The organism is Achromobacter sp. UBA4530, from assembly GCF_002388205.1.
Lineage (GTDB): Bacteria > Pseudomonadota > Gammaproteobacteria > Burkholderiales > Burkholderiaceae_B > Achromobacter > Achromobacter animicus.
In genome coordinates, this window is the sequence record NZ_DGMA01000046.1 from 1,322 (window position 1) to 26,321 (window position 25,000).

At 67.2% G+C, this 25,000-nt stretch carries 22 protein-coding genes; 10 read left to right on the forward strand and 12 right to left on the reverse strand.

The window, feature by feature from the left end; genetic code table 11:
* From B2W22_RS26710 to xsc, 4 genes are all read right to left on the reverse strand, one after another.
* Positions 1-678: ABC transporter permease (locus B2W22_RS26710; RefSeq protein ID WP_286940224.1), on the reverse strand; the 678-nt coding region annotated here is incomplete at its 3' end.
* An 11-nt stretch (positions 679-689) separates the two neighbouring features.
* Positions 690-2,267, reverse strand: coding sequence for an ABC transporter substrate-binding protein (locus tag B2W22_RS26715; RefSeq protein ID WP_175139207.1), 1,578 nt, complete (start codon positions 2,265-2,267; stop codon positions 690-692).
* A 124-nt stretch (positions 2,268-2,391) separates the two neighbouring features.
* Entirely contained in the window at positions 2,392-3,312 is a 921-nt protein-coding gene (locus B2W22_RS26720) for a bifunctional enoyl-CoA hydratase/phosphate acetyltransferase (RefSeq protein ID WP_286940226.1), read from the reverse strand.
* 99 nt (positions 3,313-3,411) lie between these two features.
* Entirely contained in the window at positions 3,412-5,223 is a 1,812-nt protein-coding gene (xsc, locus tag B2W22_RS26725) for a sulfoacetaldehyde acetyltransferase (RefSeq protein WP_105238593.1), read from the reverse strand.
* A 161-nt stretch (positions 5,224-5,384) separates the two neighbouring features.
* Here xsc and B2W22_RS26730 point away from each other — a divergent pair, with 161 nt between their 5' ends.
* Positions 5,385-6,143 (forward strand): IclR family transcriptional regulator, encoded by a 759-nt coding sequence (locus tag B2W22_RS26730; protein WP_056570413.1) that lies wholly within the window; start codon positions 5,385-5,387, stop codon positions 6,141-6,143.
* Positions 6,144-6,152: 9 nt separating this feature from the next.
* Here the strand turns inward: B2W22_RS26730 and B2W22_RS26735 are convergent, their stop codons facing one another.
* Entirely contained in the window at positions 6,153-6,671 is a 519-nt protein-coding gene (locus tag B2W22_RS26735; protein WP_175139203.1) for a hypothetical protein, read from the reverse strand.
* 146 nt (positions 6,672-6,817) lie between these two features.
* Between B2W22_RS26735 and dbpA the strand changes: the two genes are divergently transcribed.
* On the forward strand, positions 6,818-8,206 hold the full coding sequence (dbpA, locus tag B2W22_RS26740; protein ID WP_175186141.1) for an ATP-dependent RNA helicase DbpA: 1,389 nt from the start codon (positions 6,818-6,820) through the stop codon (positions 8,204-8,206).
* A 78-nt stretch (positions 8,207-8,284) separates the two neighbouring features.
* On the opposite strand, the gene B2W22_RS26745 is transcribed toward dbpA, so the two are convergent.
* From B2W22_RS26745 to B2W22_RS26755, 3 genes are read right to left on the reverse strand one after another with little or no spacing between them, the layout of a single operon-like run.
* Positions 8,285-10,654 carry a DUF6493 family protein gene (locus tag B2W22_RS26745; protein WP_286940231.1) on the reverse strand — a complete coding sequence of 790 codons (2,370 nt, stop codon included), beginning with the start codon at positions 10,652-10,654 and terminating at the stop codon, positions 8,285-8,287.
* Between the two features lie 8 nt (positions 10,655-10,662).
* Positions 10,663-13,248, reverse strand: a complete 2,586-nt coding sequence (locus B2W22_RS26750; protein ID WP_286940233.1) for a DUF6493 family protein — start codon at positions 13,246-13,248, stop codon at positions 10,663-10,665.
* Positions 13,245-14,636, reverse strand: coding sequence for an SWIM zinc finger family protein (locus B2W22_RS26755; RefSeq protein ID WP_286940235.1), 1,392 nt, complete (start codon positions 14,634-14,636; stop codon positions 13,245-13,247). The genes B2W22_RS26750 and B2W22_RS26755 overlap by 4 nt, the downstream gene beginning before the upstream one ends.
* A 349-nt stretch (positions 14,637-14,985) precedes the next feature.
* Here B2W22_RS26755 and B2W22_RS26760 point away from each other — a divergent pair, with 349 nt between their 5' ends.
* From B2W22_RS26760 to B2W22_RS26775, 4 genes are all read left to right on the forward strand, one after another.
* Positions 14,986-15,393, forward strand: a complete 408-nt coding sequence (locus B2W22_RS26760; RefSeq protein ID WP_175121881.1) for a DoxX family protein — start codon at positions 14,986-14,988, stop codon at positions 15,391-15,393.
* Between the two features lie 270 nt (positions 15,394-15,663).
* Positions 15,664-15,831, forward strand: a complete 168-nt coding sequence (locus B2W22_RS26765; RefSeq protein ID WP_175139197.1) for a hypothetical protein — start codon at positions 15,664-15,666, stop codon at positions 15,829-15,831.
* A 58-nt stretch (positions 15,832-15,889) separates the two neighbouring features.
* The gene (locus B2W22_RS26770) at positions 15,890-17,407 is read left to right on the forward strand and encodes an adenylate cyclase (protein WP_286940237.1); all 1,518 of its coding nucleotides are present in this window, start codon (positions 15,890-15,892) and stop codon (positions 17,405-17,407) included.
* A 76-nt stretch (positions 17,408-17,483) separates the two neighbouring features.
* Positions 17,484-18,020 carry a peroxiredoxin gene (locus B2W22_RS26775; protein WP_286940238.1) on the forward strand — a complete coding sequence of 179 codons (537 nt, stop codon included), beginning with the start codon at positions 17,484-17,486 and terminating at the stop codon, positions 18,018-18,020.
* A 40-nt stretch (positions 18,021-18,060) separates the two neighbouring features.
* Here B2W22_RS26775 and B2W22_RS26780 read toward each other — a convergent pair whose 3' ends face one another.
* On the reverse strand, positions 18,061-19,509 hold the full coding sequence (locus tag B2W22_RS26780; RefSeq protein WP_286940239.1) for a CoA transferase: 1,449 nt from the start codon (positions 19,507-19,509) through the stop codon (positions 18,061-18,063).
* A 307-nt stretch (positions 19,510-19,816) separates the two neighbouring features.
* Between B2W22_RS26780 and phrB the strand changes: the two genes are divergently transcribed.
* Complete coding sequence (gene phrB / locus B2W22_RS26785) at positions 19,817-21,235, forward strand: deoxyribodipyrimidine photo-lyase (protein WP_286940240.1); 1,419 nt, start codon at positions 19,817-19,819, stop codon at positions 21,233-21,235.
* 111 nt (positions 21,236-21,346) lie between these two features.
* Complete coding sequence (locus B2W22_RS26790; RefSeq protein WP_286940242.1) at positions 21,347-22,369, forward strand: methyl-accepting chemotaxis protein; 1,023 nt, start codon at positions 21,347-21,349, stop codon at positions 22,367-22,369.
* Here the strand turns inward: B2W22_RS26790 and B2W22_RS26795 are convergent.
* Positions 22,359-22,691, reverse strand: coding sequence for a tetratricopeptide repeat protein (locus tag B2W22_RS26795; RefSeq protein ID WP_286940243.1), 333 nt, complete (start codon positions 22,689-22,691; stop codon positions 22,359-22,361). The genes B2W22_RS26790 and B2W22_RS26795 overlap by 11 nt on opposite strands.
* Positions 22,692-22,849: 158 nt before the next feature.
* Between B2W22_RS26795 and B2W22_RS26800 the strand changes: the two genes are divergently transcribed.
* Positions 22,850-23,341, forward strand: coding sequence for a glutathione peroxidase (locus tag B2W22_RS26800; protein WP_175139191.1), 492 nt, complete (start codon positions 22,850-22,852; stop codon positions 23,339-23,341).
* Here B2W22_RS26800 and B2W22_RS26805 read toward each other — a convergent pair.
* Positions 23,338-23,805, reverse strand: a complete 468-nt coding sequence (locus B2W22_RS26805) for an Lrp/AsnC family transcriptional regulator (RefSeq protein ID WP_105238577.1) — start codon at positions 23,803-23,805, stop codon at positions 23,338-23,340. The two genes, B2W22_RS26800 and B2W22_RS26805, sit on opposite strands and share 4 nt — an antisense overlap.
* Entirely contained in the window at positions 23,783-23,929 is a 147-nt protein-coding gene (locus B2W22_RS26810) for a hypothetical protein (RefSeq protein WP_175186130.1), read from the reverse strand. Before B2W22_RS26810 ends, B2W22_RS26805 begins: the two co-directional genes overlap by 23 nt.
* Between B2W22_RS26810 and B2W22_RS26815 the strand changes: the two genes are divergently transcribed.
* Positions 23,928-24,833, forward strand: a complete 906-nt coding sequence (locus B2W22_RS26815; protein WP_286940244.1) for a DMT family transporter — start codon at positions 23,928-23,930, stop codon at positions 24,831-24,833. The two genes, B2W22_RS26810 and B2W22_RS26815, sit on opposite strands and share 2 nt — an antisense overlap.
* Positions 24,834-25,000: the final 167 nt, after the last annotated feature.

Here is a 25,000-nt window from a genome sequence, read left to right on the forward strand (position 1 = left end):
GGCGCGCGCGGTGCGGATGTAATCGGCCTGCAACGCGTCCATGACGCTGGCCCGCGCCAGCCGGCTGTACTGCGCCAGGTACACGAACGCCAGCGTGAATGCCGGTAGCACCAGGTGGTGCAGCACGTCCAGCGCGCCCGCCCAGCCATCCTGCGGACCGCCCGCCGACCGCATGTCCGACACCGGGAAGATCGGCCACACCGAGGCGAACAGGATGATGAGGATGATGCCGGTCCAGAACACCGGCGCCGAATAGCCCACGACCGACAGCAGCGTGATGCCTTGCGACAGCAGCCCGTTGGGCTTCCTGGCGGCCAGCGTGCCCAGCAGCGTGCCGATCAGGAACGCCACCGTCACCGACGTCACCACCAGCAGCAGCGTGGCGGGCACGCGGTCCCAGATCAGCTGGGCGACCGGCACGTTGAAGAAGTAGGAGTAGCCCAGGTCGCCGCGCACGACCTGCCCCAGGTAGATGCCCAGCTGCGTGAGGAACGGCTTGTCCAGCCCATACTGCACCCGCAGCTGGGCGCGCAGTTCTTCGCTGATCCCGCCCATCGACCCCGCGATGGTTTCCACGGGGTCGCCCGGCGAAATATGAATCAGCAGAAAGTTCAGCGTCACCACGGCCAGCAGCAGGATCGCGGCGTAGACCAGGCGGCGCGAGAGATATCGCAGCATGTCGGCTCCCGCTACTGCACGGAGGTTTCATCCAGCGGCGACAGCAGGCCCCATATGCCGGACGGCAGACCCTGCACCTTCTTGGACGACAGCGTGTGGTACGGAATGACGGTCAGGAAGTCGATCGGAACGTCCTCGGTCACCAGGCGCTGGAATTCCCCGTACAGCGCGCGGCGCTTGTCCGCGTCTGTCTCGGTGCCCGCCTGTTCCAGCAGCGCATCGACCTTCGGGTTCTTGTAGGACTGCGTGTTGGTCCAGATGATGTCGCGGATGTTGGACGACATGTACGTGCGATGCACGCCGATGACCGGATCGCCCCAGTTGAAGACGATGTCTGTGGTCATGTCGAAGTCCTTGCCGGCGATGCGCTTGGCCCAGGTCGGAAAATCCGGCGACGCGCGCACCTGCACGTTGATGCCCACCTTCTTCAACTGGCTGCGCAGGTATTCCGCGACGTTCTTGCCCTGCACGTCGCTGCCCGGCATGTAGTCCACCGTGAGCGTCATGCGCTCGCCCTTGCCGTCTTTCTTGAAGCCGGCCTCGTCCAGCAGCTTTTCCGCCTGCTTCAGGTCCAGCGGGTACTTCTTCACGTCGTCGCTGGCGAAGGGGCTGGTGCCCACGATGGGGCCGTGCGCCGGCGCGGCAAAGCCTGCGTTCAGCGCCTTGGTGATGAAGCCCTTGTCCGTCGCGTACGCGATAGCCTGGCGCACCCGCACGTCGTCCAGCGGCTTGCGCGCCGTATTGAACGCCAGCCAGCTCAGTGCGCCGATGCCTTCATAGCCTTTGTTGGTCATGACGATGGACGGATTGTCCTTGGCGCGGCGCAGAATCGTCGGCTCGGTCATGAACGGCAGCGCGCCGATGTCGCCGCGCTCCAGCCCGATCAGCAGATTGGTCGCATCGGGATTGATCTTGACCACCACGCGGTCCAGCAGCGGCTTGCCCTTGATGAAGAACTTGTCGAAGCGTTCCAGCACGATCTCCTGGCCCGGCTTGAATTCCTTGAAGATGAACGGCCCGGAACCCACCACGTTCGCGGAGTTGCGCGGGTGCGTCTTCAAGTCCTGGCCGTCGCCGTAGATGTGCTTGGGCAGCACGGGCATCAGCGCCGGCGACAGCGCCAGCAGAATGGCCGGATGCGGCTTGCTCATGCGCAGCACGGCGGTGCGCGCGTCGGGCGTCTCCACACTGTCGACAGGCGCGAACATCGTCTGGAACGGATGGTTCTGCTTGACCGCCATGATCGAAAACGCCACGTCCTCGGACGTCACGGGCTTGCCGTCATGAAAGATCGCGTCGCCGCGCAGGTGCAGCGTCAGCGACTTGCCGTCCGGCGCCAGTTCCCACGACTCGGCCAGATAAGGCTGCGGATTCCAGTCGGCGTCGTAGCGCAGCGGACTGGCAAAGAGCTGCGCACTGGGCAGCGCGGTGGCGGTGCCCGATTGCACTGCGCCGTTCAGATGCCGGGGCACCTGCGTGGAGCCGATGACAAGCGTGCCGCCGGCCTTGGGCGCATCCGCCGCGGCGGCGCCCCCCGCCATTGCAAACACTGACAGAATCGTGGCCAGGCCTAGTCTTGCGCTGCGCATGTGCTACCCCTTTGATGTTGTCGCGTGAACCATTCATGGATGGCTTGCGGTCTAGCGTAGTCATCCCCCGGATGCGCGCTTAGTACCAAACCGCCAGACTTGGTGGTGCCAGGCTTGCCCGCGGTCAACTGCCCAGCGCGTGCGCGTACAGCGCTGCGACGGCGCAACTGTTGACGCGTGCCTGCATGGAGTCGGACCGGCTCGTCAGCAGCACCGGTACTCGCGTGCCCAGCACCAGGCCCGCCGCGCCGGCGCCCGCCAGCCACGTGAGTTCCTTGTAGAGCATGTTGCCGGCCTCGATGTCCGGCACGAGCAGGATGTCCGCGTCGCCCGCCACGCGCGACACGATCCCCTTCTGGTCGGCTGCTTCGCGCGAGATCGCGTTGTCGAACGCAAGCGGTCCGTCGATATCGCCGCCGCGGATCTGCGACCGGTCCGCCATCTTGGACAGCGCCGCGGCATCCAGCGTGGCCGGCATCGCCGGATTCACCGATTCGGTGGCGCACAGCACGGCCACCTTCGGCCGCTCCACGCCCAGCGCGCGCGCCAGGTCGATCGCGTTCTGCGCGATGTCCGCCTTTTCCTGCAGGGACGGTGCGATGTTGACGGCCGCATCCGTCAGGATCAGCAGCTTCGGATAGGCCGCCACCGCCATCACGAAAGCGTGGCTGATGCGCCGGTTGGTGCGCAGTCCCGATTCGCGCGTCACCACCGCGGACATGAAATGGTCGGTGTGCAGGCTGCCCTTCATCAGCATGCTGACCGCGCCATCGCGCGCCAATGCCGCGGCGGCGCGGGCGGCCAGCAGTTCGTCGTCCGGCGTGTCGATGATTTCCATCGAGCCCGCACGCAGGCCTTCCTGCGCCATCAGCGCGGCGATGCGGCCGGCCGGCCCAACCAGCACCGGCTCGATGTAGCCGGCCTCGCTGGCCTGCACGGCGGCACGCACGCTGACGGGACAGAGCGGATACGCCACCGCGGTGCGCAGCCGCCCGGCCGCCAGCGCGGCAACGCGCAGCGGCTCGAACAAACGGTCGAAAGCCATGTCTTCGCTCCTGCCGCGGCCGCGCGTGCGGCGGCCGGGTGAATGACCGGCGCGGATCAGGACGACAGAACTCGCCCCGATCCGCGCCGCGCGCGCCGGTCAGCGTCCGACCGGCTCGATCGGCAGCGGCACCTCGCCCGCCTGGAACGGCTGGTTGACGTACTTGCGGTACTTGTCCAGGAAGCGCACCGGCTGCTTGAGCGCATCGCGGCGGAACGGATCGCCCAGTTCCTGGCTGACCATCATTTCCAGCACGGTCGTCTTGCCTTCCAGCTGCGCCTGGCACGCGGCCTGCAACGCCGCGCCGACCTGGTCCGCATGTTCCACGCGGATGCCTTCGGCGCCCATGGCCCGCGCCAGCTCCGAGAAATTCGGATTGAGCAGGTTGCTGCCGACGAAGCGGCGGCCGTAGAAGTCCACCTGGTTCTTTTTCTCGGCGCCCCACTGGCCGTTGTGAAACACCACCGCGGTCACCGGGATCTGCTCGCGCACGCAGGTCAGCAGTTCCTGGAAGCTCATGCACCAGGCGCCGTCGCCCACGTAGGCCACCGCCGGGCGGTCGGGCCGGCCAAGTTTGGCGCCGATCAGCGCGGGCAGCGCATAGCCGCAATTGCCGAAGCTCATGGCCGCGAGCATGGAATTGGGCTCGTCAAAACGCAGGTAGCTGTTGGACACCGAGCAGATGTTGCCGATGTCGGTGGACACCATCACATGCTTGGGCATCGCGCGTTCCAGCTCGCGCAGCATGCGACGCGGGTGCATGCGGCCGCCGCCCTGCTCGATGATGTCCAGGCTCCAGTCGTCGCGCTCGTGCGACCAGCTGTCCAGCTCCTGTTCCCACTCGGCCTTCTGGGCGGCGATCTCGCTGGCGCGTCCTTCTTTCGTGCGGGTGCAGGCGACATCGCGTGCCTGCAACCGGGCCGTCAAAGCGGCGGCGGCCGGCTTGGCGTCGCCGCAGATGCCCACCGACACCGGGCGTACCAGGCCCAGCATGCGGTGGTCGGCGTCGACCTGGATGATGCGCGCGTTCTGCGGCCAGTATTCCAGGCCATGCTGCGGCAAGGTGCCGAAGGGCCCCAGCCGCGTGCCCAGCGCCAGCACCACGTCCGCCTGCGACAGCAGCTTCATGCCGGCCTTCGCGCCTTGATAGCCCAGCGGGCCGCACCACAGCGGATGACTGGCCGGGAAGGCGTCGTTATGCAGATAACTGGTGACGACAGGCGCGCCCAGCAGCTCGGCCAGCGCCACGCATTCGGCCTGGCCGTCCGAGAACAGCACGCCGCCGCCCGCCACGATGACCGGGAACTTGGCCTCGGCCAGCATGCGCGCCGCCGCCTCCAGGTCCTCTTCCGACCCGGGACCGCGACGGATGCGGCGCGGCTCCGGGATGGCCACGTCGATCTCGCCATAGAAATAGTCGCGCGGAATGTTCAGCTGCGCGGGGCCGCGTTCAGCCATCGCATTGTCGAACGCCTTGGCGGTGAATTCCGCCATGCGGTCCGGACGGTTCACATGCGCCTGGTATTTGGTGATACGCGAAAAGATCGGAAGCTGTTCGGTTTCCTGGAAGCCGCCCAGCCCCATGCCCGCCGTGCCGGTCTCGGGCGTGATCGCCACGACCGGGCTGTGCGCCCAGTAGGCGGCCGCCACGCCGGTCACGAAGTTGGTGATGCCGGGGCCGTTTTGTGCAATGCACACGCCGTGCCGGCCGGTCACGCGCGAATAGCCGTCGGCCATGTGCGCCGCGCCCTGTTCGTGCACCGTCGGCACGAAGCGGATGCCGGCCGCGGGAAACAGGTCCAGCGCATCCATGAAGGCCGAACCGACGATGCCGAAAACATCCTTGACGCCCTGCGCGACCAGCGTCTCGACAAACGCTTCGCTGGGGGTCATGTGTTGCTTGCTGCTCATGGTCTCTCTCCTGGCGTGCCGGCGCTTGTCCGATTGCTGATTGGCCGGTGTGATCCGATACTGCGCCAGAAACCCCCGGCTTCCCACCCCCGGGCATTCCATTTTCTGCAATTTCTGTGCGAGGATGGGCAGCCGATCGCTGAAATCTCAATTATTGAAAGATGAAAGACGAATCCTCCGCCGCCCTGCGCGCGCTGACATTGCTGGAACAGGTGGCACGTTCGGCCCAGCCCGTCTCGCTGGCCGAACTGACCGACGCCACCGGCCTGCCCAAACCTTCCGTGCTTCGGATCCTGTCGCGTTTGGTCGATGCCGGCATGCTGCTGCGCGAACCGGCCGGCAAAAGCTATGTCAGCGGCCCACGCCTGGGCGCGCTGGCCCGCGACACGCTGCTCAATTCGCCTTTGCGCGGCGAGCGCCATCGGATCCTGGACAGCCTGGTCGACGAAATCGGCGAGACCTGCAACTGCACCATGCTCGACGGCGACGAGGTCATCTACCTGGACCGCGTGGAAACCGCCTGGCCGCTGCGCGTCAACCTTCAATCCGGATCACGCGTGCCGCTGCACTGTTCGGCCAGCGGCAAGCTGTTCCTGGCCTATATGCGCCGTGAAACCCGCCAGCGCATGCTGGCCGCCGCACAACTGCCGCGCTACACGCCTAACACGCTGTGCGATGTGGCATCGCTGGAAGAAGAGCTGCGGGTCATCAAGAAGGAAGGCGCCAGCTTCGACCGGGAAGAGTTCCTGCTGGGCATCGTCTGCATGGCGGTGCCCATTCTGCACGGGTCGCGGGCGATTGCGGCCGTGGCGCTGCACGCGCCTGTGGCCAGGTTGTCGATCGATGGCGCCCGGGCCTGGCTGCCGCGGATGCAAGAGGCGGCGCGGGCGCTGGCGGGGACGTATGAGGCGTCCGCGTAACGCCGTTAATCAGCCGTCGCGGTCCTTGTTTGCGGCGCCCGATTGCGCGCGCTCCTGACGGCGGTTACGTGCCCCTTCAATCTTCGCGAGCAGCGGCTGCTTCTTCTGGATGACGATTTCCAGATAGCGTTCCCGGGGCAGGACCAGCCTGATGACGGTGGGCAACGCCTCGTAAGCGCGTTCCAGCACGTCCTTGACCATCGCATCGTCCTTGAGCTTTTCGGCCGACACGCTGAGCAGGCCGTCGACCGTCACGCGCTCGATGGTCTGCCAATGCTGCTCAACAAGCGCGCTGCCTTTTTCTGCCGTGGCGCCGGCCAGTTCCCGGCCCTTTTCTGCGGTGGCGCCTGCCAGTTCACGCCCCCTTTCCGCCGTGGCGCCCGCCAGCTCAAGGCCCTTGGCCCGCGCATTCGCCGCGGCATCGCCCAACTGGGCTTTTGAGCTTTCGAGCGCGCCTGCCGTGCGGCTGGTCAGCGCCTTTGCCTTGACGGCTGCGCCTTCCCGTAGCGCCTTCAATTTGTCGAACATGATCCACCCTGACGTCGGTTGCTTGTTGTGATCGAGTCAGGCCCGCCCCGCAGCCGGCCATGCCCGTCGCCAGATCATACCGACTCAGGCTTTACACTAACGCGCAACTCAGCCTTTTTCCGATCCCTTGCGGGATCCGCCCCGCCGTGACCGACACCGCCTTCTCCTCCCTCCCCCTCCTGCCGCCCCTGCTTGAAAACCTGAAAACCCTGGGTTTCGAACAGATGACGCCGATCCAGGCGCAGGCCCTGCCGTTGATTCTTGAACGGCGCGACGTGATCGCGCAGGCCAAGACCGGCAGCGGCAAGACCGCCGCGTTCGGCCTGGGCGTGCTGCAGAACCTGGACGTGAACCGCCTGGTCCCGCAAGGACTGGTGGTTTGCCCCACCCGCGAACTGGCCGACCAGGTCGCCCAAGAGCTGCGCCGGCTGGCGCGCCTGATTCCCAACGTCAAGATCCTGACGCTGTGCGGCGGCGCCGCAGCCCGGCCGCAGGCCGAATCGCTGGCCCGCGGCACGCATCTGGTGGTGGGCACGCCCGGCCGCATCCAGGACCACCTGGAACGCGGCAGCCTGGACCTGTCGGGACTGAACACGCTGGTGCTGGACGAAGCCGACCGCATGGTGGACATGGGCTTTTACGACGACATCGTCGCCATCGCCTCGCACTGCCCCGCCAAGCGCCAGACGCTGCTGTTCTCGGCCACCTACCCCGACAACATCCGCAAGCTCAGCGCGCGGTTCCTGCGCAACCCGGCCGAGGTCAAGGTCGAGGCGCAGCACGACGCCAGCCGCATCGAGCAGATTTTCTACGAGATCAATGAAGGCGAACGCCTGGACGCGGTGGCAAAGCTGCTGGCGCATTTCCGGCCGGTGTCCACGCTGGCTTTCTGCAACACCAAGATCCGCAGCCATGACCTGGTGGAACGCCTGCAGGCCGAAGGCATCAGCGCGCAGGCGCTGAACGGCGACCTGGAACAGCGCGAACGCGACGAAATCCTGATTCAGTTCGCCAACCAGAGCTGCGCCGTGCTGGTCGCCACCGACGTGGCCGCGCGCGGGCTCGACATCCAGAATCTGGGAGCCGTCATCAATGTGGACGTGACCAAGGACACCGAGGTCCACGTGCACCGCATCGGCCGCAGCGGCCGTGGCGATCAGAAGGGACTGGCGCTCAGCCTGTGTTCGCCAGAGGAAATGCGCTGGGCCAATCTGATCGAGCAATACCAGGGCGCGCCGCTGAAGTGGGCCGACTTGAAGTCGTTGCGCCCCAAGGCCGACCGCCCGCTCCGCGCCCCCATGGTCACGCTGAGCATCCAGGGCGGCAAGAAGGACAAGCTGCGTCCCGGCGACCTGCTGGGCGCGCTGACCGGCGACGGCGGCCTGACGTTCGAGCAGGTCGGCAAGATCAACATCACCGAGTTCAACTCGTACGTGGCCCTGGACCGGCAGATCGCCAAGCAGGCGTTCTCGCGCATTTCCAACAGCAACATCAAGGGACGGCGGTTCCGCATGCGCTTCTTGGAAGAGTTTTGAGCGCGTTGCTGCCGAAGCGGATTGAAGGCGGGTTTACACCTTGGCGTTCTTTCCGCCCGGCGGGCACTGACGGACGCGCTATGGCGTCTTCAGCGCCAACAGCGCCTTGGCGGCCTTGGCGGCGGCTGACGCGCCAGTAAACCCCGCCAGCCAGCCGCGCAGTTCCGCGTCAGCAACCGGATGCGCATGGCGCAGCGACTCATCCAGCAGCACCGTGAGCAACGATCCGATACCGCGCGCTTTGTGATCCAGGTGGGGCAACAGGCCGCCCAGCACAGCGATGACGGCAGCAGGCGCCAGCGTCGCCGCATCGGTGAAGGCCGCTGCCCAGCGCGTGAGGACGATCGCCGGCGCGCAGGCGGCGTAGGCTTGCGCCGCGACCGTTGCGTCCACGCGGTGCGGGATCGCGGCCGCAAAGACTTCCACCGCTTGCGCGCGCACCTCGGCCTGCTTGGCCGACATTCCCAGGGCCAGCAACTGGACCGTTTCCGGCTGCCAGACGCCCGGATGCACGGCCAGGACGCGCAAGACGGCAGGCGCCCGATGCTCGGCCTCATCGCCCGCCGCCGCGTTCATGATCTCAACGCTGGCCGCGGCCAGCGGCAGGGTCGATGCCGGATTGGCCAGACCGAGTTCGGCGCAGACCAGCGCGTGGGCGTCGACGCCTTCTTGGTGCTGCGGCGGGCCTGACGGAATCAGCGCTGGCTGCGTGGCCGTCGGCGCCTCGGCCGGCTCGGCATGGACCACCGGACTCCACCACACCCACTGCGGCGAGCCATCGGCCTTTAAGGCGCTCGATCCGCGACTGCGCCACTCGATCCGCACCGAATCGGTGATCTGCGGCCCCGCGCCGCCGGTCGCCTCGACCACCCTTGCGCGGTCCTCGGGATGTACGCGCAACAAGGCCTGCACGAGATCCACCGGCAGCGGCGCGCAGCTGTCCCTGCCTGCCGCGAATCGGGCCAGCAGGACATCGGCGTCGATCCAGCCCTGCGTGTCGGTGGGCGTGGCCAGCAGCGGCCGGCGCGGCGCCCTGCCTTGAACGATCCCGGCTACCTCGCGCAGGCGGGTAATGAAGCTGGGCAGCAGGGAGGATTGTTCGGCGCTCGGCAGCGGCTGGGGTTCGCCCACTTTCTCATACACCCACTCGCCGTTGACGACTTGGCTCGTGGTTTTCTGCCAATATTTTTGCGGCAGGAACGGGGCCTTGAGATCCTGCGCCGCCAGCAGCAGCGCCGCCGCGTAGTGCTGCGCGTCGCGCTCCACCAGTTGGCGGGCGCGCTTGGCCAAGGGCGCGACGGTGGCCGCCACTTGTCCGGACGTTGCCAGCCACGCCAGCGCCAGCTCGAATTCCAGCACGTCGGCGGGCGCTTCCAGCAGCGCAGCATAGCGTTCAAGGGCGTCAGTGTCGGTCCACGGGCGCAGCGGCCCGGGCGAGGGCAAGCCGGTCGGCATGTCTGACGGGAGATGCGCATGGGCGCCTTCCGCGGCCCCATCCGGCAGCAGCACGGCCACCGCCGGCGCCAGCGCGTCGCGCTGCTGCTGCGCCAGGTCTGTCCGCCCCAGCTTCGCCAGCGCCTTCACCGCCGCCCGCTGCACGTCGGCATGCGGATGCGCGAGGCCCAGGGCCAGCGCCTGCGCCACGGATTCGGGTTCGGCACGCGCCTGCGCGCCCAGCGCCTCCAGGATGCGCACCACAGACACCGCAGCGGCCTTCGAACCCGAGAAAGCGCCGCCGCAGGCGTCCACGAAGGGCCCGGCGTCGAGCAGACCCTGCTTGTGCAGCGCTTCGAACTGCTTCACGGCCAGCGCGACCGTGGCCGTGATCGGCGAGCCCAGACTCTGGCGCAGCAGCGGCTGGTCCGCCGCTGCCTCGTCGGGCGCGGGGGCCAGCGCGACGTACAGACGCGAGAACCAGCCGGCGCGATAGGCGGAGAAATCCCGGTTGAGCGCCTCCAGGCAGCTGCGCAGCACGCGCCGACGATCCAGCGTGCCTTCGTTGGCCAGCAGCACGACCGTGTTGTGCCAGTTCAATTCCTCACGCGAGAACTTGTCGATGTTGGCGAGCGAGATCTCGCCGCCGCCCTCCACCTCGAAGATGCGCCAGAACGCCCCATCGCGCAGCGCATGATCGTGGCGCAGCATGAAGAGGCGCACTTCCTGTTCGTGCCGTCCGCCCAGCCCGCCGACCATCGCCAACACGTAGTCATCCGTAGGGTCGACCTGCAGCCCGTTGAATAGCTCGTTCAGGCGGATCGGCAAAAAATTCGGGCGCTGGGACCAGCCCTGCGCCATCTCGCGCAAGCGCTTGGGCGAGGCCTGCACCGCGCGCATGTCTTCCGACTGCACGCCCAGCATGGCGTCGTACAGCGTGCGCAACGTTGCGCCCTCCTCGACCAGCCGCGCCGTATCGCGGTAGAAGTCCCAGAGGTTTTTGTAGGGGGTCATGCGAGGGGCTATCCTTCGAGAGATCGCTGCGCGGCGGCAGCGGCGGTTGTGGCCAACGGCGTCACGCGCGGCGCGACAGCTTCCAGACTGCGCAGGGTTACCGCCAGCACGGACGCGCCCTTGCGCCGCGCCGCCAGCGTGGCGGGCAAGACGATCGGCATACCGTAGTCGTCGGACAGGCGCGCAGCCAGTTCGATGAGCTTGCCGGCCTGGGCCAGCGGCTTGCCTTCGGCATCGAGCAATTGCGGCAGCAGCGCCTCCAGCGTCTGGAGCGCGCGGCAGCCGGTGATCGCGCTGATGGATGCGGCGTCGGCCAACGTCTGCGCGAGCCGTCCGGCCAGGGCGAAGCCCTGCACCAGATGCGCCGCGATCTGCGCGGCGAACGGCTCGGGGTCCAGTAAACCGGCGTCGGCCAGCCGCGCGATTGCCTCAGCCGCCTGCGCGCGCTGTTCGGTCATCTTCGCCGATGCGGCCAGCGCCAAGGCCGAGTACACGGGCTCGCCGGGCGGCAACCGGGACGCGCCCAGCGCCGTCAGCAGTGGCCCCAGGCCGCGCACGTTGATGACCTGCACCGCCGCGCACAACATTGGATGGAAGTGCGCGGCCAGCGTGTCGGGGTTGGATTGCAGCAGCCAGGCCGCCCATTGCACGATCTGGTCGTAGCCATCCTGCTCGCGCGCCTCCTGGGCGCGGAAAGTGAATTCAGCGGGCACGTCCGCGACATCGAGGGCCGGCGACGCGGAGGCCGCGGCGTCCGTCGCCATCCAGAACGGCTTGGCGCCATCACCCAGCACGGCCAGGTCTCGCGAAAACGTGCCATCACCCGGCTCGGCAAGCACGCGCTCCCACCCGACGCGCTGCGCGGGGACGACCACCGGCGGGCGGAACGGCGTGCCCTGCGCCCGGCTCGACCGCAGGTCGTGAAAGACGCCGGCCAGCAAGGCCAGCGGCGAATGCGTCGGCAGATATTGGTAGCCCCAGCGGGAAGTCCAGGTTTGATCGGCCTTCCAGTCGCCAGTCTCTGCGTCGTAGCGGCTGCTGGAGACCGTTTGCTCCTGCAATGCCACGCCGACGGGATCCGGCTTACCCGCGATGGCCACGACGTACCGGGCATAGCCTCGAAAACTGACGTCTTCCCGGCCCAGCAGCGCGGCGGCCAGCAGGCGTCGCGGCGACGCGTCGCGTTCCTCCCACACCGACTCGATGATCTCGGCGGCGCGGTGTTGCAACGCCTCAGGCAGCGGTTGGTGCGGACGGACGGCCAGGTAATCGAAGAGGCGCGGCAAGTCGGCGCCGTGCCCGGTGCCCTCGAACTGCGCCGCGATCAGCGCGTGCAATTCTTCGTCGCCGCAGATGCCGGGCGCTTGCTCGGGGAGTTCCGGCAGCGGCTTGCGGCGCGGCGCCGGCATCGTGATCGCCTGCGATGCACAGTCGCCGCCAACCTTGGCGCGCGCTTGACCATGCGCCTGACCGCTGGCCTCGGCCGGTTGCGTTTCGGGGAATGGCGTCACCAGCTTGCGCGCCAGCGACGCCAGGTCCAACGGCATGCCGTCCAGCGCGTCGCCCACGATCCGCGAGACGCGATCCTGTTGGCCGGCATCTGTCTTTAGCGCCGCAAACAGCCCGAGCTGGGCCTTGACGAGCTTCTTTTCCGAACGGGTCAAAACGGCGGACCCGGCCTCGATCATCGCGTCCACATCCATCTGTCCGGTGGCGCGCTTGAGCATGTCCAGCGCCAGTCCGACCGCCGTGCTGGGCGCTGTGCCCAGCACGGCAAAGTACGTGTGCTGGCGGGCCGCGATCTCGTGCGCGGCCGGATCGGCCAAGCGATGCATGCGCAAATACCACGCAATGGTCTTCGCTGGAAAATCGCGCAGCAGCGCTTCCAACGATTCGGCGAGCAGGCGGTCGCGGAACGCGGGGTTGTCCTGGCAAAGCGTGAGGACGGCGGCGTCCCAGGCGGGACCGGTGCGCTCCATGAGCAGGTAATCGGCGCCCATGCCCTCAACCCGGAACAGGGCCCAGAACTCGCGCTCGATCTGATCGGGGTTGGCCTGCAGATAGGCGGCCATGCACTTGCCATGATCCACGTCCAGCTGTCCGTCCCCGGCGATGGCGCTGACCTGATGCACGAAACAGCGCAGATAAGGCATGGATAACGGCGCATCGCCGTCCACCCGGACCAGCGCGTGGCATACCGGCCAGGCCAGATCCTCGGCCCACCAACGCTGCTCCGCCAGCAGCTGGACGAACGCGGCGCGCCACGGCGCGTCCCGTCCGCCCGCGGCGTCGGTGACAGCTGGCGCCATCTCGGCGTGTCGCCCGGCATATTCGCGCTTGCGCACCATGTCCGCGGGGGCCAGCGTGTCCGCCACGAGCTTGGGCTTGCCCAACGCCGCCAACACAAAGCACGCCCGGGGCGTGGGACCTTCCGCGCTGAACAGGCGGGACGGCGGCAAGGTCTTGGCCAGCGCGGCGCGATCCTCTTCGTTCGCGCCATCCAGTGCGCGCGCAAAAGGCGCAATATCCGCCGCGTCGCCGCCGGCGGCGGCCTCGCGCAGCACCGCACGGCGTTCGGTCAGGCTCAGGGTCATGCGTCGGCTCCAGATGCATTAAGCGGGTCAAGAAACATGCGTACCGCCAGCGTGTGCTTGCAGGGCCCGCGCGTGCCTTGATATTTGGCGTGCCAAGGGCAGGTGCATCGGTCCAGGACGGGCTCGGCGCCCAGCGCAACCCGGTAGCGCTGCTGCGCCGACTGCACGGAGTACTGCCCCTCGCCTTCCCGCTGGACGCCACCGCCGGCCACCAGCTTGCGTGCCTCGGCAAGCCGCGGATGCGGCGTATCGAGCAGCCCCGCCTGCACCGGCAGCGGCCGATGGAAATACGCGCCGGCCGTCAGATCGAAGCCCACCTGGCCGGAAGACGCCAGCACGCTCAGCGCGGACAGGATCTGCGATTCCGGCAGCAGAGCCCGCTCGGCCAGCCGCACGATGTCGATGCGCGGCTCGAAAGCCAGCAGCGTCGATACGAACGCCGCATCCTCATTCGCATCTGCGCCCGCGACCCGATGCAGCACCGCCCCCTCGCCCGAGAATCCGCGCGATTTCTCCGGGCTAAGGCCCAGCGTGACCCTTGCGCCCGGCAGCTCCAGCACCCAGGCGCTGGCTTGCGGCAACGCGCCTGCCGCCACATCGGCGCCGTAGGCGCGCAACGCCGTGGCATGTCGCAGCAAGGGTTCCAGGACGCGCAGCCGTTCCGGTCCCGCCACGCAGACCGCGCCGGCCGTGGCCTGCGTGGCCAGCCGTAGCGAGCGGGCAGCCTGCGTCGCCCACATCACGGTCTTGGTCGCCGACGACCGCGGCAAGGCCTGCACGAACTGACGCAAGGCCGGCCCCGTCAGCGCGTGGCGGCACGCCATGTCCGCCGACAGCATCTGCGTCTCGGCAAAGCCTTTGAGCCAGCGCGCGGGCAGCGGCACTTTCTCTTCCACGACCTCACCCGCCTGCGTCGTCACCCGCAACGCATCGCTACCCACGTTCAGGTGCAGAGCCTCCGACGGGCGCAGCCCCGCCAGCGCCTGGCGCAACGGCGGATTCACGTCCACGTTGGTGACGCCTGCCGCCAGGTGCGTGGCGTCCAGCGCCGCCGCGTCCACGTCCAGGCGCGCATACACGCCGCAGCACACGCTGAAGGACTCGAACCGCAGGCCCTCGGGCGTGGACGTCACGACCGGATCCGCCGCCCGCAGCACCGCCGCCAGCGTGTTTGGCGGCACGTAGAAGCGCGTGCGCGCCACCCGCGCCAGCATCAGCAGCGCTTGCGCCACCACGGCGGGCTGCGCGACAAATCCGGAAAAGAAGAAGGGATGCGCCACCGCGCCGGACGGCGCAAGACCGCCGCTGGTGGCCAGGTTCAGGTCGGCCTGGCCCTGCCGCTGGGCGATGTCGGAGGGGGCAAGATAGGCGTAGGCAAGCTCCGTCATGCTTCGTGGCTCCTGGACTGCGGCGGGATGCGGCACGGATCCTTTGCTGTCAAAGGCAGGGACGAATACGGGAGATCTGGCTGGGGCGCACGCCTGCCGCAGGGGGTCAGCGCCAATGAGACTTTCAGCTGCTTGTTCATTGGGGACACATCTTAACTGGCCTGGGCAGGCGCCCGGCCACCGACTGCGCGCAAAGCTTGTGGGTTTGACACCGGCTTTGCCATAATGGCGCCGCCTGTACGCCCGTATGCTGGATTTTTCGAATGTGCGGCGGGCACGGAACCAAAGGCAAGCGGTGCGTTCCAACTCGGCGCACTGTCCCCCTTAACCATCAAAAGAGAAACTCACCATGATCAAGTCCGATGACACCGGCAAGCTGATCCTGCGCCTGACCCTCGGTATTCTGATTCTGCTCCATGGCCTGGCCAAACTGACCGGCGGCGGCGTCGGCGGCATCAGCGGCATGCTGTCCTCCCACGGCTTGCCCGGGTTCCTGGCCTACGGCGTCTACGTGGGCGAAATCATTGCCCCTGTCCTGCTGATCATCGGCGTCTACACGCGTCTGGGCGGTCTGATCATCGCCATCAACATGGTTGTCGCCATCCTGCTGGCGCACAGCGGCAGCATTGCCAGCATGACCAACAACGGCGGCTGGGCGCTTGAACTGCAGGGCATGTTCCTCTTCACCGGACTGGCCATCGCCTTCATGGGCGCCGGCCGTTTCAGCCTGGCCGGCAACGGCGGACGCTGGAACTGACCTTACGTCGCGCCCGCTGCGCATTGCCGCGGGCGATCAAGGCAACAAGGGGACCGCATCATGCGGTCCCTTTCTTTTTGCGACGCAAATCACGCGTGTCCGCAGACATTGATACGAACGACATCGACCGTCACGCAGGCGCAATCACTGGTCACGCGAAAGCTGTTTCGGAACGATTACAGTCCCGAACTCGACCTCGCGGCCGTGGCCTAATCCCTATGAGCGCAGGAAAGGCGTATCTCGCGCCTTGCGCCCGGCGGGAGCCGAAATATGAAGAAGCTTGTGTTGTTGTTGATAGCGATGGCCAGTGCCCTGAGCGGCTGCGTGGTTGTGCCGGCCCGGCCGGCCTACTACCGGCCCGCGCCGGTCTATTACACGCCGCATTATTACTACTACCCGGCGTATCCCGCCCCGCATTATTACTATCGCGGCTATTGACCCGCGGACCTGCTGCGCAAAGGACATTCTCATGAACCCATCCTTCCAGATCGCCCGCTTGCGCCCCCTGGCCACTGCTGCGCTCCTGGCGGCCAGCGCGGCCGCTGCTGCGCAGAACGTCTATTCCACGCAGCAGGTGCCGGCTCCATCCGGCGCGAACGTCTATTCCACGCAGCAGGCGCCGGCACCATCCGCCTATCAGCCCGGCTACGACGACGGCGACCCCGCCAACGCAAACCTCGCATTGGTCGACCGCAGTCCTGAACCGCCCCCGCCCCTGCCCGTCTATGTGCAGCCGCCCGCCCCGGCCGATGGTTATATGTGGGTACCCGGCTACTGGAGCCGCAACCGCTACGGCTTTTTCTGGGTCCCGGGCGCGTGGGTGCTGGCGCCGTATCAGGGTGCGCTCTGGACGCCCGGATACTGGGGCTTTTCCAACGGCGTGTACCTCTGGAATCCGGGCTACTGGGGGCCGCATGTGGGCTTTTATGGCGGCATCAACTATGGCTTCGGCTATACCGGCCTGGGGTATGTCGGCGGCTACTGGAAGCGCGACCGCTTCTACTACAACCGGTCCGTGACGAACGTGAACGTTACGCGCGTGACCAACGTCTACCACCGCGACATCATCGTCAACAATGTGGACAACCGCCGTGTCAGCTATCACGGCGGACCTCAAGGTGTGCGTCGCAACGCCGACCCGCGTGAACTGGCCGCGCGCCGCGACCGCCATTCCGGCCCCACGGACGTGCAACGCGGCTACATCCGCGATGCGGGCGGCAATCGTGCGCAGTTCTATGAACACAACAGAGGACGGCCGCCTCAGGCGTACCTGGATCATGCTGACAACGGCAGACCAGGTCGGGATGGCAGGAATGCGCAAGGCCGTCCCGACAGCGGCCCCACCGCCGTCCAGCGGAGCTTGGGGCTGACGGATGATCGCGGCCGCGACGGTCGGCCGCAAGGGCCGTCGCCGCAGGACCGCCTGCCGCAGGACCGCCAGCAGCAAGCGCGTGACCAGCAGGCCCGTGACCAGCTCGTCCGCGATCAACTCAAGAACGACCAGCGGCGGCAGCAACAGGTCCGTGAGCAGGACAACCGCAACCGCCTGCAGAACGACGCCCAGGCCCAACAGCAGCTCAGGCAGCAGCAGATGCGGGACCAGCAGGCGCGCCAGCAACTGCAGCGTGACCAACAGAACCAGCAGGATCTGCGCGATCGGCGGCAACAGGAACAACAGGCGCGCCAGCAGCGTGATCGCGATGAGCGGGCAAGACAGATGGCGCGCGACCGGCAGGAGCACGAGCAACAGGCGCGGCAGGAGCGGCAGGAGCGGCAACGTGACCAGCAGCAGTTGCTCCAGCAATCCAGACAGCAACAGCAACGCGATCAGCAGTCTCAGCAAGCCCGCCAACAGCAGCAGCAACAGCTGATTCAGACCCGACAGCAACAACAGCGGGATCAACAGGCCCAGCAGGCTCGGCAACAGCAGCAGCAGCGGGATGCCCAGCAATCCCGCCCGCCCTCCGTGCGCGACCAGCTCAAGGGCAACGGGCGCGGGCCTGATGGCGGCTGAACTGGACCCTCGTTCGCCTCGCCGCTACAGTAGGCAGCTTGCCGCGGCATTTCCGCGGTCCCGTTAGGAGACACCCATGAAGCGCATTGCCCCCTGGATCCTGGTCTGCGGCCTGATGGCCGGGACGTCGGCGCACGCGGCACTTCCCGTGGGCGCACCCGCGCCGGACTTCAGCGTGCCCGCCTCGCTGGGCGGCAACGAATACACGTTCAAGCTGAACGAAGCGCTCAAGCAAGGCCCTGTGGTGCTGTATTTCTTCCCAGCAGCATTCACGCAGGGCTGCACTATCGAAGCCCACAACTTTGCCGAAGCCACCGACGAATACAAGGCGCTGGGCGCCACCGTCGTCGGCGTCTCCACCGACAACATCGACACGCTCAAGAAGTTTTCCGTCAGCGAATGCCGCAACAAATTTGCCGTTGCGGCAGACAGCGACGGCAAAGTGATGAAGGCGTATGACGCTGTGCACGACAGGCGGCCCGAGTATGCGCAGCGCGTGTCGTACGTGATCTCGCCCGAAGGCAAGATCCTGTATGAATTCACGGACATGAGTCCCGAATCGCACGTGGCGAACACGATGCGGGCGCTGCGGGACTGGAAGGCAAAGCAGTAGGACGGCAGCGCGCAAACAAGATGCGCGCCGCCTGTCCGCTTTAATTGAACGGCCAGACCGTCGGGTGCGTGCCCGGGGGGCTGGACGGCCGGATCCATCGCGCCGGCGTCTCCGAGAAGCGCGCCGCATGGCGCACGGCGACCAGTTCACCAAAGCCTGACGGCGACGTCTCCATCAGGCCGTCAAATCCAGGCATCGCACAGTCCAACCCGCCGTCCACCCGGCCCAGGCCGCGCAGCCAGTGCGCCGTTTGAGCAAGCGACACGCGCACGTGCCAGCTGCCGCCTTCGGTCGCCTGACGCGCCAGCGCCACCTGCGCGCCGAACGCCATCAAATAACCGGACGCATGGTCCAGGATCTGCATGGGCAGCGCTTTAGGCGCGGCTTGGCCGGCCGCCAGCGCTTCCGCGTGGTTGAAGCCCGTGGCCGTCTGCACCAGGGAATCGAAGCCGCGGCGGTTCGCCCACGGGCCCGTCGTGCCATACGCACTAAGCGACACGTAGACAATGCCGGGCCGGATGCGCGCCGCATCCTGCGGACCGAAGCCCAGCGCGGACATCCCACCCGGCCGGTATCCCTGCACAAAGATGTGCGCGCTGCGCAGCAGGTTGCCCAGCGCGATGCGCCCATCGGCCGTGTCCAGGTCCGCCAGCACAGACAGCTTGCCGCGGCTGGTGTCAATGATGTTGTCGATGTTGGGCAGTTGCGGACTGTTTACCAGCATGACGTCCGCGCCATAGGCCGCCAGCGCCCGGCCGCAAACCGGACCGGCGATGATGCGCGTCAGGTCCAGCACACGGATGTCCTGCAACGGACGCGCGTTCTGTGCGTACTTGGGCAGCGGGCGCGGGTCGGCCTCGCCGATGCGTTCGATGGTCAGCAGCGGCTGCGCCGCAACGGCCTGCCCTTGCGGGTGGCAGTCCCATTCCTCGAAAGAGCGCATGGCTGACACGACCATGCCGGCATCGGCAGCAACCTGTTCAAAATCCAGCGCCTTCCAGCGGCTCAGCGCGCGCTCCACGGCCTCGCGAGTCGCGCCGTCGCCGGTCGGGCAGCCCAGCAACGCCAGCGCCCCGTCGCGGTGATGCGCGAAATTGGCGTGAATGCGCACCCAGCCGCCATCGCCGCAGCGATAGACACCCGTAATGGGATCCCAGATGTTGGGCGTGACCCCGTTGATCGTGAAGTGGCTGCGGCACTCTTGCGCCGCATGCAGCATGTCGACGCTGACCTGCTGCCGCGCGCCGCCGCGCAAATGCCAGACCTCTGCAGCGGCCAGCGCCGCGGCCGCCATGCTGGCCTGCGCGGCGGTACCCACGGCGAACGAGGAGGGGACGACAGGGTCGGCGCCCGTCAGCACCACGTGCTCCAGCGACTCGCCCGGCAAATCGACCGATTGCCAGAGCTTCTGCAAGACATCCCGGGTCGTCTTGCCGGCGGGTGTGCGTCCCTTCAGAAAGGACGGGCGAAAGTCCATCAGATTTCCCATAGCGTTTGCCTGCTTTAGTCGTTTATTTGCATTACATGGCGCGCCCCACCCTGCGTCAATACGCCCCGCGCGCCAGCGTGTTTCGGGGTTTGACGGCAATATCCGGCCCGCCGGCCTCCCGCAGGCCTGCCCGCCGCTGCCCCTCGCGCGGGCCCGGCGCAGCGGGTTGCACCGCAACACCCGTCACATCTCCTCGTAGTTTTTACATCGGCTTCCAAGCGCCGCCCACCGGGAGCAGGGGCAGGCACAGGATAGAATCGCAGCCTCGCCGGCCCGCCCGCCCGGCCCGTCTCCTGGAGCCCTTCCGATGAATACGCTGCTCTGGCTGCGCACCGACCTGCGCATGCACGACAACGCCGCGCTCGCCGCGGCGGCCGAGGCCGGCACGGTCACCGCCTTATTCCTGGCCGCCCCGGGTCAATGGCGCCAGCATGGCGATTCCCCAGCCAAGGTGGATTTCTGGCTGCGCAACCTGCGTGAGCTGTCCCGGGACCTGGCGCAAGCCGGCATTCCCCTGAAGCTGGTGACCGTGGACGACTGGCGCCACGCGCCGCGCGCCTTGGCCGGGTTCTGCCAGGAGCACGCGATCGAACAGGTCCATGCCAACGCCGAATGGGGCATCAACGAGCGGCGCCGCGACGACGCGGTCGCAAGCGCCCTGGCGGACATCGGCGTCGACTGGACCCTGCACCATGGCGCAACGCTGCTGCGTCCCGGCACCGTGCTCAACGGCAAGGGCGAGTGCTACCGCGTCTACACGCCCTACGCCCGCACCTGCCGCGAGCGCCTGCGCAGCGCGCCGCTGCGTCCCATCCCCGCGCCGCGCGCTCAGACGCCGCCGCGCTGGCAGGCCGATCCGCTGCCGGAATCGTTCAAGGGGTTCGACGCGCCCAATGACGCCGTGCGGGCGCTGTGGCCGGCGGGGGAAACCGCGGCCAGCGACCGTCTGGCCGCCTTTGCCGACGACGCCATCTTTGCGTACAAGGACGAGCGCGACTTTCCGTCGCTGCCCGCAACCAGTTGCCTGTCGCCCTACCTGGCCGCGGGCGTCCTGTCCCCGGGGCAGGCGCTACGCGCCGCGCTGGCGGCCAACCAGGGTGAGATCGACAGCGGCAAGGCCGGCGCCGCCACCTGGATCAACGAACTGCTATGGCGCGAGTTCTACCAGCACCTGCTGGCCGCCTTTCCCGCCCTGTCCATGCACCGGCCCATGAAGCCGGAAACCTCCGCCGTGCCGTGGCGCGACGCGCCCGACGACCTGGCGGCCTGGCAGCAGGGCAAGACCGGCATCCCGATCGTGGATGCCGCCATGCGCCAGATGCTGGCGCTGGGCTGGATGCACAACCGGCTGCGCATGGTGACGGCCATGTTCCTGTCCAAAAATCTGCTGATCGACTGGCGTCTGGGCGAAGCGTGGTTCATGAGCCAGCTCGTGGACGGCGACCTGGCCGCCAACAACGGCGGCTGGCAATGGAGCGCCTCGACGGGCGCCGACGCCGTGCCCTATTTCCGCGTCTTCAATCCGTTGTCGCAATCGCGCAGGTTCGATCCGCGCGGCGTGTTCCTGCGCGAATGGCTGCCCGAGCTGGCGCACCTGGACGACAAGGCGATCCACGATCCCAACCCGATGGAGCGCGCCGCCGCAGGCTATCCCGAGCCGATCGTCGACCTGGCGCAAAGCCGGTTGCGCGCGCTGGAAGCCTTCGGAAACCTGCCGGCCGCTTGAGGGGCATTTAACTATGAAGAGCGCTGAACCCTAAGCGGCGTTGACGTACGTCATTGCCGCCGCCGCGGCCGCCCCCGATGATGCCCTCGCCCATCACAGGACGAGCAACGCATGCGCAGCAATCAGCCGGTCAATGACCGGGAATATGTACTACGCGACGAGCAATACCTGATCTCCCGCACCGATTCCCGCGGCCGGATCATCTATGCGAATCCGGCCTTTGTCGAGGTCAGCGGCTTCCCGCGCGAGGAACTGGTCGGCGCGCCCCACAACATCGTCCGCCACCCGGACATGCCGCCCGCCGCCTTCGACGACCTGTGGCGCACCATTCAGCGCGGCGAACCGTGGACGGGCATGGTCAAGAATCGCCGCAAGGACGGCGGCTTTTATTGGGTGCTTGCCAATGTCACGCCCATCATCGAGCGCGGCGTGACGGTCTGCTACGCGTCGGTGCGCGTCAAACCGACACGCGCGCAGATCGAGGCCGCGCAAGCCGCCTACGACAGGCTGCAGACCGCCACCGCGCCAGGCATCCGCCTGCACGGCGGCCAGGTCCAGCCCACCGGGCTGCGCGGCGTCCTGGCACGGCTGACGCGCGGGCGGCTGACCGGCGTGCGCGCCCGCATGCTGGCATGGGCGGTGCTGTCGTCATCGCTTTTCCTGGCCGCGGCCGGCGCGGCGATCTACGGTCTGCACACGCGCCTGACCCCCGAGGCATTGGCCGTTGCCGCGGTGTTGACCGCGGGCGGGGTCGCCCTGATCTTTGCGGCGGGCTGGGGCTTTGCCCGGTCTATCGCCGGACTGCTGGGGTCGGCAACCGACTTCACGCGCCAGATCGCGGCGGGCAACCTGAGCACGCCGCTTCCCGGCGCTCTGCCCCGGGACGAGATCGGCGAGCTGAAGTTCTCCCTGGAAGTCATGCGCAAGAGCCTCATCAGCATCACCCGCGACGTGCACGCCGGCATCGACGCCGTAAGCCGCACTATTACCGAAACCGAAAGCCCCGCGCAGGACAACGCCGCGCGTGTCGAGCTGGTTTCACAGGTCGTGGAAAATCTGCGCACCGATGGCGCCCGGTTGCGTGACGCCATCGAAGTGTTCCGCGTGTCCGCCACCGGCGCGTTCAGGCGCTAGCGGCCGCTTCCTTATCCAGGCGCTTGATGAACACCTGCAACTCCTTGACGACCTGCTGGTCGCCACGCGCCTGAGCCGCTTGCAATCCGGACTCCCAGGCGGCACGCGCGCCGGACTTGTCGCCCAGCCCAAGGCAGGCCTTGCCTAGCCATTTCCAGGCGACGGAATACGTGGGATCAAACGCCAGCGCCGCGCGCAGATGCGTGGCGGCTTCGGCATAGCTTTCCTGCTCCGCATAAGCCTTGCCCAGCGAAAACCGCAGCAGCAGGTTGTCCGTGCCCTTGGCCAGCATCGCCTCAAGCCGCTCGATCATTCCTTCCATGCGGGGCTCCTCTCATCTCTGATCTTCAGCAACACCGCATCATAGAACCGGCATGGCCTCGCGGCGCCAAAGCCCCCACGCCCCTGTCCGGCGCTACACTCGCAGGTCTGCCCCGCGCCCGCGCCGCCGCGCACGGACGCCCGATTTCAGGAGCCCGCATGAGCACGATCCATGATTTCTCCGCCCGCGCCATCGACGGCACGGAACAGTCTCTAGAAACGTACCGCGGCCGCGTGCTGCTGGTGGTGAACGTCGCGTCCAAATGCGGATTCACACCGCAATATGCGGGCCTCGAGGATCTTTACCGGTCGTTCCACGACGACGGACTGACCGTGCTGGGTTTTCCATGCGACCAGTTCGGCCACCAAGAGCCCGGCGACGAGGCCGAAATCCAGAATTTCTGCAGCACCCAGTACGACATCACTTTCCCGCTGTTCGCCAAGATTGACGTCAACGGCGCAAACGCCCACCCGCTGTATCAGTGGCTCAAGGGCGAGAAGCCCGGCGTCTTCGGCACTGAAGGCATCAAGTGGAACTTCACCAAGTTCCTGGTCGGGCGCGACGGCCGCGTCATCAAGCGGTATGCGCCCACCGACACGCCGGCCAGCCTGCGCGAGGACATCGAGAAGGCCCTGTCCGCCCCCGTCTAACGCAGCGGCGGCAGCCGCCTGCGCACCGTGTGCGCCTTGACGATGGCGGTGTTGGTCTCGGCAAATTCGGTCACGCGCTCCAATATGCCGTCCAGATGCGTGATCGACCTGAGCACCATGCGGGCGATGAAGCAGTCATCGCCCGTCACCTTGTCGCACTCCACGAATTCCGGAATCTGCTGGATCAGGCCTTCCACGTGACGCAACTGCCCGGGCAGCGGCCGGATGCGCACAATGGCCTCCAGCGTGTAACCCAGCGCCACCGGATCCACATCCAGCGTGTACGCGCGAATCACCCCCGACTCTTCAAGCCGCCGCATGCGGTCCGCGACGCTAGGCGCGGACATGCCGACCTGCCGCGCCAGATCGGCCGTGGTGGTGCGCGCATTGGCCGACAGCATCTCCACCAGACGGCGGTCGATTCCATCCAGCACCGGACTTTCATTTTTTAGGTCGTTCTGCATAAATTCCACCCAAAGCAAGGTTGAATCGCGAAAGTGCCACGGCAAGATCATATAAGCGGATTGAACCGCCTGGGATAATTTCTCCATCAAATTCCTGACCAGACGGCCCTTGGAGAACCATCATGATCCCCTCAACCGAACGCACCGGCCTCCTGCAGATGGCAGCCGCCATGACCCTGTCGGGCACCCTGGGCGTTTTCGTACTGGAGTCCGGGCAAAGCGCCTGGAACGTCGTCTTCTTTCGCTGTGTGTTCGGGGCGCTGTCGCTCTTTCTGTATTGCTGGGCGCGCGGTCTGCTCAAGCCCGGTCTGTTCACCGCGAAAACTTTGGCCCTGGCGCTGATCGCCGGCGCGGCGCTGGTGCTGAACTGGGTGCTGCTGTTCTCGGCCTACCGCCTGGCGTCCATTTCGCTGGCCACCGCCGTCTATAACGTGCAGCCGTTTTTCCTGATCGGTCTGGGCGTGCTGTTCCTCGGCGAACGTCCTTCGCGCGGCAAGGTCGCCTGGTCGCTCGTGGCCTTTGCGGGCCTGCTGCTGGTGCTGCGTCTGGGCGACACCGGCGCCGCGGGCGGCGGCGCGTATCTCTCGGGGCTGATGCTGGGACTGGGTGCGGCCGCGCTCTATGGCATCACGGCCATCATCGTGAAGCGCCTGAAGGGCATCCCGCCGCAAGTCCTGGCGCTGGTGCAGGTGACGCTGGGCGCGGTCATGCTGCTGCCCATGGCGGACTTCAACGCCTTGCCCGCGCAGCCCGTGCAATGGGGCTATCTGGTGGCGCTGGGCTTCATCCATACCTGCCTGATGTACATCCTGATGTACTCGGCCATCCAGAAGCTGCCCACCACCTCCACCGCCGCGCTCAGCTTCATCTATCCCGCGGTTGCCATCCTGCTGGACTTCGTGGTCTACGGCCATCGCATGGATGCGACGCAGGTGGCGGGCGTGGCGCTGATCTTCCTGGCTGCCGCCGCCGTCAGCCTGAACTGGAACTGGCGCCTGCCGCGCAGCCCGCGGGCCGGTGCAGTCTGAACAGGCGGCATGACCGGGGTCTTGCCCGCAGGAACTGTCGAGGCAGCCTGCGGGCAAACCCGCATCCGGTCCCCGGTTATTCAGGCGTGCGTCCGGTTCGCGCCGCTATCATGGCCCTTCCCATCCGCGGGCGGCTGCCCGCGGCGCCATGATGAACAGGACACTCC

Excerpts from the sequence above, each read along its gene's own strand:
- B2W22_RS26715 (WP_175139207.1), bottom strand. The coding sequence starts at position 2,267 with ATGCGCAGCGCAAGACTAGGCCTGGCCACGATTCTGTCAGTGTTTGCA.
- B2W22_RS26720 (WP_286940226.1), bottom strand. The coding sequence starts at position 3,312 with ATGGCTTTCGACCGTTTGTTCGAGCCGCTGCGCGTTGCCGCGCTGGCG.
- xsc (WP_105238593.1), bottom strand. The coding sequence starts at position 5,223 with ATGAGCAGCAAGCAACACATGACCCCCAGCGAAGCGTTTGTCGAGACG.
- B2W22_RS26730 (WP_056570413.1), top strand. The coding sequence starts at position 5,385 with ATGAAAGACGAATCCTCCGCCGCCCTGCGCGCGCTGACATTGCTGGAA.
- B2W22_RS26735 (WP_175139203.1), bottom strand. The coding sequence starts at position 6,671 with ATGTTCGACAAATTGAAGGCGCTACGGGAAGGCGCAGCCGTCAAGGCA.
- B2W22_RS26745 (WP_286940231.1), bottom strand. The coding sequence starts at position 10,654 with ATGACCCCCTACAAAAACCTCTGGGACTTCTACCGCGATACGGCGCGG.
- B2W22_RS26750 (WP_286940233.1), bottom strand. The coding sequence starts at position 13,248 with ATGACCCTGAGCCTGACCGAACGCCGTGCGGTGCTGCGCGAGGCCGCC.
- B2W22_RS26755 (WP_286940235.1), bottom strand. The coding sequence starts at position 14,636 with ATGACGGAGCTTGCCTACGCCTATCTTGCCCCCTCCGACATCGCCCAG.
- B2W22_RS26760 (WP_175121881.1), top strand. The coding sequence starts at position 14,986 with ATGATCAAGTCCGATGACACCGGCAAGCTGATCCTGCGCCTGACCCTC.
- B2W22_RS26765 (WP_175139197.1), top strand. The coding sequence starts at position 15,664 with ATGAAGAAGCTTGTGTTGTTGTTGATAGCGATGGCCAGTGCCCTGAGC.
- B2W22_RS26775 (WP_286940238.1), top strand. The coding sequence starts at position 17,484 with ATGAAGCGCATTGCCCCCTGGATCCTGGTCTGCGGCCTGATGGCCGGG.
- B2W22_RS26780 (WP_286940239.1), bottom strand. The coding sequence starts at position 19,509 with ATGGGAAATCTGATGGACTTTCGCCCGTCCTTTCTGAAGGGACGCACA.
- phrB (WP_286940240.1), top strand. The coding sequence starts at position 19,817 with ATGAATACGCTGCTCTGGCTGCGCACCGACCTGCGCATGCACGACAAC.
- B2W22_RS26790 (WP_286940242.1), top strand. The coding sequence starts at position 21,347 with ATGCGCAGCAATCAGCCGGTCAATGACCGGGAATATGTACTACGCGAC.
- B2W22_RS26795 (WP_286940243.1), bottom strand. The coding sequence starts at position 22,691 with ATGGAAGGAATGATCGAGCGGCTTGAGGCGATGCTGGCCAAGGGCACG.
- B2W22_RS26800 (WP_175139191.1), top strand. The coding sequence starts at position 22,850 with ATGAGCACGATCCATGATTTCTCCGCCCGCGCCATCGACGGCACGGAA.
- B2W22_RS26805 (WP_105238577.1), bottom strand. The coding sequence starts at position 23,805 with ATGCAGAACGACCTAAAAAATGAAAGTCCGGTGCTGGATGGAATCGAC.
- B2W22_RS26815 (WP_286940244.1), top strand. The coding sequence starts at position 23,928 with ATGATCCCCTCAACCGAACGCACCGGCCTCCTGCAGATGGCAGCCGCC.
- B2W22_RS26810 (WP_175186130.1), bottom strand. The coding sequence starts at position 23,929 with ATGATGGTTCTCCAAGGGCCGTCTGGTCAGGAATTTGATGGAGAAATT.